Source organism: Corallococcus carmarthensis, from assembly GCF_003611695.1.
Taxonomy (GTDB): domain Bacteria; phylum Myxococcota; class Myxococcia; order Myxococcales; family Myxococcaceae; genus Corallococcus; species Corallococcus carmarthensis.
This window is the reverse complement of record NZ_RAWE01000330.1, coordinates 1-6,849: the sequence shown is the minus strand read 5'-3', so window position 1 is coordinate 6,849 and position 6,849 is coordinate 1. Positions and strand designations below refer to the sequence as shown.

Annotated in this window: 5 protein-coding genes; 4 read left to right on the top strand and 1 reads right to left on the bottom strand. The window is 71.6% G+C overall.

What is annotated here, in order from left to right; all coding sequences use genetic code 11:
- Positions 1–267 precede the first annotated feature (267 nt).
- The 4 genes from D7X32_RS42040 (at position 268) to D7X32_RS42025 (ending at position 5,937) form a co-directional block, all read left to right on the top strand.
- The gene (locus D7X32_RS42040; RefSeq protein ID WP_120608131.1) at positions 268–3,069 is read left to right on the top strand and encodes a serine/threonine-protein kinase; all 2,802 of its coding nucleotides are present in this window, start codon (positions 268–270) and stop codon (positions 3,067–3,069) included.
- A gap of 135 nt (positions 3,070–3,204) precedes the next feature.
- The gene (locus tag D7X32_RS42035) at positions 3,205–4,467 is read left to right on the top strand and encodes a sigma 54-interacting transcriptional regulator (protein WP_253900093.1); all 1,263 of its coding nucleotides are present in this window, start codon (positions 3,205–3,207) and stop codon (positions 4,465–4,467) included.
- A gap of 57 nt (positions 4,468–4,524) precedes the next feature.
- Positions 4,525–5,457, top strand: a complete 933-nt coding sequence (locus D7X32_RS42030; protein WP_120608129.1) for a cysteine peptidase family C39 domain-containing protein — start codon at positions 4,525–4,527, stop codon at positions 5,455–5,457.
- Between the two features lie 15 nt (positions 5,458–5,472).
- Positions 5,473–5,937 carry a DcrB-related protein gene (locus tag D7X32_RS42025; protein WP_120608128.1) on the top strand — a complete coding sequence of 155 codons (465 nt, stop codon included), beginning with the start codon at positions 5,473–5,475 and terminating at the stop codon, positions 5,935–5,937.
- A 15-nt stretch (positions 5,938–5,952) separates the two neighbouring features.
- Here D7X32_RS42025 and D7X32_RS45810 read toward each other — a convergent pair.
- On the bottom strand, positions 5,953–6,849 hold an 897-nt coding region (locus tag D7X32_RS45810; RefSeq protein WP_120608127.1), incomplete at its 5' end, for a hypothetical protein.

The window sequence follows — 6,849 nt, the reverse complement described above, 5'->3', positions numbered from 1 at the left end:
GGTGATGACCATGGGAGACTCCAGAAGGGGAAGGGCTGCGAGTACGCCGATGCCCGGACCCATTGCGTCCGGCATGCCAGCCCCCGGTCTCTCCGGGTCGTCCTGATTCCAGGGGTTTGTGTCCCACCCTGTGCGCACGCCCTGATGACTGGCGTCGGCCGCTGATGACGGCCGTCACCAGGCAGGCGGCCGAGGTTGACGCATCGCGGAAGGATGTTCGGAGCGGACGAGGGCCGGCGGTAGACTCGCGGATCAGGTCACGGCCCCATGACGAAGAGAGACACCGGAAGGCGAAGCGCAGGCACCGGCTCGTTGGACTCCGCGCGCTCGGGCGCGGGAACAGGCCGGGGCACGGGACATGGGACGGGCCCCAGGCCCCGCCGCGCCGAGGACGTCCCGCCCGTTCCCCAGGTGGGCCGCTACCTGCTGCTGCGCAAGCTGGGGCAGGGCGGCATGGGCGTGGTGTATGCCGCCTATGATCCGGACCTGGACCGCAAGATTGCCCTGAAGCTGCTGCACCCGAACGCCAACCAGGACAACGAGGAGGCCCGGTCCCGGCTGTTGCGCGAGGCGCAGGCCATGGCGCGCGTCTCCCATCCCAACGTCATCCCCGTCTTCGACGTGGGCATGTGGGGCGACCAGGTCTTCGTCGCCATGGAGCTGGTGGAAGGCGGCACGCTGGGCTCGTGGCTGAAGGAGGCGAAGCCGTCCTGGCGCGAGGTGCTGGAGCGCTACCTCCAGGCGGGCCGGGGGTTGCAGGCCGCGCACGCGGCGGGGCTGGTGCACCGCGACTTCAAGCCCGCCAACGTGCTGGTGAGCCACGCGGGCCGCGTCTACGTGACGGACTTCGGGCTGGCGCGGCAGGTGGGCGAAGGGCCGGAGGCGGCGTCCTCGCCGGAAGAGGCGCAGGTGCTGGAGTCTTCCGACCGGCGCATGCTGGACACCACGCTCACCGAAGCGGGCCTCCTGGTGGGCACGCCCAACTACATGTCCCCGGAGCAGTTCCGGGGCACGCAGCTGGACGCGCGCACGGACCAGTTCAGCTTCTGCGCGGCGCTCTATGGCGCGCTCTACGGCACGCGCCCCTTCGACCCGGGCAGCATCAAGGCCTACGCGTCCGCCAGCCGCGGCGCGGAGCTGGAGGCGGACGGCACGCAGTCGCTGGGCGGCACGCAGTCGTTGAACGCCGCGCCGGCCAAGGCGGTCCCCGTCATGCCGCCGCCCGCGCTCATCCGCGAGCCCCCGCGCGAGGTGAAGGTGCCCGGCTGGGTGCGGCAGGCGGTGCTGCGCGGGCTGGCGCTGGATGCCGACGCGCGCTTCTCGTCCATGCAGACCCTGCTGGACGCGCTCTCCCAGGAGCAGCGTCACGGACAGCGCAAGCGCTGGCTGGGCGCGGCGGGCGCGATGACCACCGCGCTGGCGGTGGCGGGCGGCGTGGCGTGGCAGCAGTCCCAGGTGTGCACGGACGCGGGCGCGCTGATGGACACCGTCTGGACGCCGGACGCGAAGGCGCGCCTGGAGTCCGCCTTCCAGGCCACCGGGAAGCCCTTCGCCGGAGACATGGCCTCGCGCGCCACGCAGGTGCTGGCGCAGTACGCGAGCGCATGGAAGGACCAGCGCGTCCGGGCGTGCGAGGACACGCGCGTGAGCGGCGTGAAGCCGGAGGAGCAGCTGGACCGGCAGGTGGTGTGTTTGGAGCGCCGCCGCAAGGACCTGCGCGCGACGGTGGACCTGCTCGCGGGCGCGGACGCCGCCATGGTGGAGAAGTCCGTGGACATGGCGCACGCGCTGCCCGCGCTGCACGAATGCGAGGACGTGGAGTCGCTGGCCGAACAGCAGCGCCGTCCCTCCGACCCCGCCCTGCGCAACGCGATTGAAGTGCTGGAGGACCAGCTGGCGGAGGTGCGCGCGCAGGTGGACGCGGGCCGCTACCCGGCGGCGCTCACGGCGGTGAAGGCGCTGGAGGCGCCGGTGGAGAAGACGGGCTACCTGCCGCTGAAGGCGGAGATGCGCTTCCACCTGGGCTGGCTCCAGGAACAGACGGGCCAGTCGCCGGAAGCGTCCCGCCTGCTGTCGCGTGCTGTCTTCGACGCGGAAGCGGGCCGGGCGGACCGGCTGAAGGTCGCCATCCTCAACAAGCTCCTCTATGTGGAGGACGGCCAGAAGCACTTCGACCCGGCGGCGAACTGGGGCGAGCTGGCGGAGGCCACCCTCCAGCGGCTGGGCGGCGAGCCCGTGCTGGAGGCCGACGTGAAGGTGAACCAGGCCAACCTCGCCATCTCCCAGGGCCACATCGACGAGGCCCGGAAGCGGCTGGAGGATGCGAGCGCCCTCTATGACAAGGCGCTGCCACCTGACCACCCCAAGCGCGCGCGGACCCTCTTCCTGCTGGGGCGGCTGGTGCTGGGGTCCGGCGACGCGAAGGGGGCGCTGCCGCTCTTGGAGGCGTCGCTCGCGAAGACCGTGGCGGCCGTGGGGCCCGTGCACCCGGACGTGGCCCGCCGGCACGGCCTCTTGTCCCTGGCCCTGCGTGATGCCGGCCAGCCCGAGCGCGCGCTGCCGCACGCCCAGGCGGTGGTGGACCTCTACAAGTCCTTCCACGGTGAGAAGAGTCCCCAGGTGGCGGAGGCGCTGGACGAGCTGGGCATGTGCCAGCTGGGCATGAAGCGCTACGACGACGCGCTGAAGACCTACGAGCAGGCGCTGGCCCTCAAGCGCGAACTGCTGCCCGCGGGCGACGAGGGGCTCCAGCCCTCCTATGACGGCGTGGGCCAGGCGCTCCTGGGCTTGGGCCGGGCGCGCGACTCCGTGGCGCCGCTCCAGCAGGCGGTGTCCTTCGCGTCCGCGCCGTCGGATGCGCTGGCGGAGTCCGGCTTCGCGCTGGCGCGAGCGCTGTACCAGACGGGCCAATCGCCAGAGGCCCGGGGCGAGGCCACCCGCGCCCGGGAGCGCTTCAACGAGTCCGGCATGGATGAGCGCGTGGGCGAAGTGGACTCGTGGCTGGAAGCCCTGCCCAAGGAGCCCCCTCGCACGCCTGCCCGCAAGCCGCCCCGGGCCCGGCGCCGGTAGGACGGAGCGCGCGGCTGCTGGCGGCCGTGGCGGGGCGTGCTACCGTCCCGCACCGTGTCGCTGCCGCCAGATGACGATGAGGAGCTCCTGGATGCCACGGCCACCCTGAACCGGGGCCGTGCCGGACAGGTGCGGATGGTGCTCCGGGTGCTTTCCGGCGCGGAGGCCGGCAAGGCCCACCCGCTCAAACAGGGGACGTACGTGGTGGGCAAGGCCCCCACGTGTGACATCGTCCTCTCCGACAAGGCCGTCTCCCGCCAGCACCTGAAGCTGGAGGTGCACGACGAGCACGTGCTCGCCACGGACCTGGGCTCGCACAACGGCTCGTTCGTGGAGGGGCTGCGCTTCTCCGCCATGGAGCTGCGCCCCGGCAGCGTCGTCACCCTGGGCACCACCGAACTGAAGCTGGTGCCGGAGGACACGCGCGAGCGCTCGCTGCCCCTGTCCTCGCGCGACCGCTTCGGCGCGCTCGTGGGCCAGAGCCGCAAGATGCGCGAGGCCTTCACCGTGCTGGAGCGCCTGGCGCCCGGCGGCGCCGACGTCCTCATCCACGGCGAGACGGGCACCGGCAAGGACCTGTGCGCGGAGGCCATCCACCAGCAGAGCCCGCGCGCCAAGGGCCCCTTCGTCATCGTGGACCTGGCGGGCGTGCCCTCCACCCTCATCGAGTCCGAGCTCTTCGGCCACGTGAAGGGCTCCTTCACCGGCGCCCAGGCCGACCGCGCGGGCGCCTTCGAGCGCGCGCAGAACGGCACCGTCTTCCTGGACGAGATTGGCGAGCTGCCCCTGGAGCTGCAGCCGCGCCTGCTGCGCGTGCTGGAGCGCCGGCAGGTGAAGCGCGTGGGCGGCAATGACTACTTCACGGTGAACGTGCGCGTGGTGGCCGCCTCGCACGTAAACCTGGAGCAGGCCGTCCAGCAGGGGAAGTTCCGCCGCGACCTCTTCCACCGGCTCGCCGTGCTGCGCGTGACGCTGCCCGCGCTGCGAGAGCGCCCGGAGGACATCCCGTTCCTCATCGACCACATGCTCAAGCAGATGGGCCGGCAGCAGGGTGCGCTGTCGGACCAGACGCGCGCCCTGCTCATGCAGTACCCCTGGCCCGGCAACGTGCGCGAATTGCGCAACGTGGTGGAGCAGGTGGTCAACCTGGGTGAGGAAGCGCTGCCGGACCTGGAGCCGCCTCCGGACGCATCCGGCCGCCGCGGCCCGGACCTGGACCTCCCCTTCAAGGAGGCCAAGGAGCACCTCATCGAGGTCTTCGAGCGTGACTACCTCAAGAACCTCATCGAGCGCTGCGAGGGGAACATCTCCCGCGCTTCCCGGGAGGCGGACATCGACCGTGTCTACCTTCGGAAACTCCTGCGCAAGCACGGGTTGGATCCGTCCGGGGACCCTTAACACGGGGCGGCAACCCGGGTAGGATGGCATCCCCCATCCCCCTCCGGAGCCCCCACCGTGAGCGTGAATCTTTCTACCAACGTCCTCCGTACCTTCCAGCAACTGGCGGAGGTGAAGCCGTCCGCCCAGCCGCAGCAGACCGCGCAGCAGGTCGGGTTGCCGGAAGAGAAGGTCGTCTCGCAGGTGGAGGGGGCGCCCACCCCCGTCCAGACGGAGCAGGCCTCGGACGCCTTCGCGGCGTTGCAGTCCCTGGACCCGGCGTGGGCGAACCGCTTCCAGGCCAACGCGGGCGCGTCGGCGCAGGAGCTGGGCATCCCCGGGACGCTCGCGGCCGCGCCCCAGGCCCCGGAGATTGGTGGCTGGGACGCCGCGGGGACGGACCCCGACGTGCTCAAGCAGACCAAGGAGAACAACTGCGGCGCCGCGGTGGCGGTGATGCTGGGCAACGAGATTGGCAACAGCAAGACGCAGCCCGTGTCCAACAAGGAGAAGATGGACGCGCTGGAGTCGCGCTTCACGCAGGGCCAGGGCACCTCTCCGCACGAGCTGTCCAACATGCTCGCGAATCAGGGCACGAAGGTGACGCAGACGTCGTCCAAGCTCGACACGAAGGCTTTGGACGATGCGCTCGCCCGCGGAGGCAAGGGCGCGGTGATGGTGGACTCCAGCCTGGTGGACCCCACGACGAAGCCCGGCGAGACGGGCCGCGCGCACTGGGTCTCCGTGGAGGGCAAGGACGACCAGGGCCGCTACCTGGTCAAGGACCCCAGCACCGGCTCCAAGATTCCGGTGGACGCGCAGCGGCTGGCGGACTCCATGGAGATCAGCTGGAACCAGCACCAGGGCGGCGGTCAGATGATCGTCGAAGGCGCCCAGGGGCTCTCCGAGGCCCAGGCCGCGCAGGAGGGCGGGCAGAAGGCCGTCGCGCTCGGCAACACGGACGGCGGCGGCTCGCGCGCCATGTCCAACTTCGGCCGCGAATCCTCCTAAGGACTTCCGGCGCTCATGGCTCCCAGGTCCATCCGCCACGGTCCCCTGCGCGTCTCGCTGCCTGACGGCTGGTTCGACGCCAGCCAGGTCGTGGCGGTGGGGCCGGAGGAGGATGGCTTCCGCGCGAACCTCGTCGTGTCGCTGGAGCCGGCGGTCCCCGGTGAGTCGCTGGAGCAGTTCGCCGCGCGCATGCTGGAGGGCATGCGCACGGCGGAGGCCTTCCAGCAGGTGTCGGAGCGCAAGGCCACCTTCGGCGTGAATACCGGCGTGCTGCGCGAGTACACCTTCCGGATGCAGGGCCTGGCGCTCGCGCAGCTCCAGTTCTACGTGCTGCGGGAGCAGGTGGCCTTCACCTTCACGTATACGCAGCGCGCGCACCGGCTGGACGCGACGCGCGCCGTGGCGGAGTCGCTGCTCGCGTCCGTGACGCTGGAGTCGACGGCGGAGCTGGCGCTGCGGCCCACCGTCTTCCGCGCCTGACGCGCGGCCCTCAACTCAGACGGTGAGGTGCTGCACGGCCTGGAGCCGTAGCAGCTGACGCGCCAGGGCCTGCACCTGCTCCACCTCTTGCTGGCCCAGCACCTTGCGCAGCGCGAGCTTCATGTCCGTGGAGGCGCGCAAGAGCAGCGCGCGAAGCTGGGCGTTGCTGAGCAGGGGGTTGAGCTGGCGCAGGTGGCCCACCAGCGCGCCCAGCTGGGGCAGCGTGAGGCCCGCCACCATCACCTGTGTCTTGGAGCCCTCGTCCGGACTCTGGGCGATGGCCAGCATCCACGGGGACAGGAGCAGCGAGCGGGTGAAGTCCTTCTCGCAGGTGAGCCCCAGCCGCGTGCACTCCTCCACCAGGGGGCCGGTGTCGTGGCCCGCGATGATGGGCTGGATGCGGGCGGCCTCGTACTTCTGGAGGACGGCGTCGTACAGCTTCCGGGCCTCCAGCCCCTGGGGCGTGCGGGGGAACTCCGCGAAGGCCTGGTGCACCTCCTGGCGCAGCGTGCCCAGGAGCGTGGCGTCATCCACGGAGCCGGGCTCGCCCAGCACCTGGGCCAGGTAGGCCCGGTCCTCGGGGAGCGCGTTCGCGGACTTCCACCACTCGAAGGTGACGGTGCTCTCGCTCAGGACCACCGGCAGGGTGACGACGCCCTGGCGGCCGGGGTTGGCGAGGAAGGCGCTCATCTTCCCCTCCACCTCCGTGAGGCCGCGGTGGAGCCGGGTGAGGACGGCCACGCGCAGCTTCGCGCGGCCCTCCAGCGCCTGCCGCGCGGTGTCCGCCGACTGGCCGTCGGAAGCGGTGCGCTCCTTGGGGGACTCGGACGTGGCGGGCTGGCGCGCGAACTGGGGCGCCACGTCCACCTGCGGGGCCACCAGCGGCGGGGGCTGCTGGGGAACCGCCGGGGC

Coding starts and splice junctions, on each gene's coding strand:
- D7X32_RS42040 (WP_120608131.1), top strand. CDS start 268: ATGACGAAGAGAGACACCGGAAGGCGAAGCGCAGGCACCGGCTCGTTG.
- D7X32_RS42035 (WP_253900093.1), top strand. CDS start 3,205: ATGGTGCTCCGGGTGCTTTCCGGCGCGGAGGCCGGCAAGGCCCACCCG.
- D7X32_RS42025 (WP_120608128.1), top strand. CDS start 5,473: ATGGCTCCCAGGTCCATCCGCCACGGTCCCCTGCGCGTCTCGCTGCCT.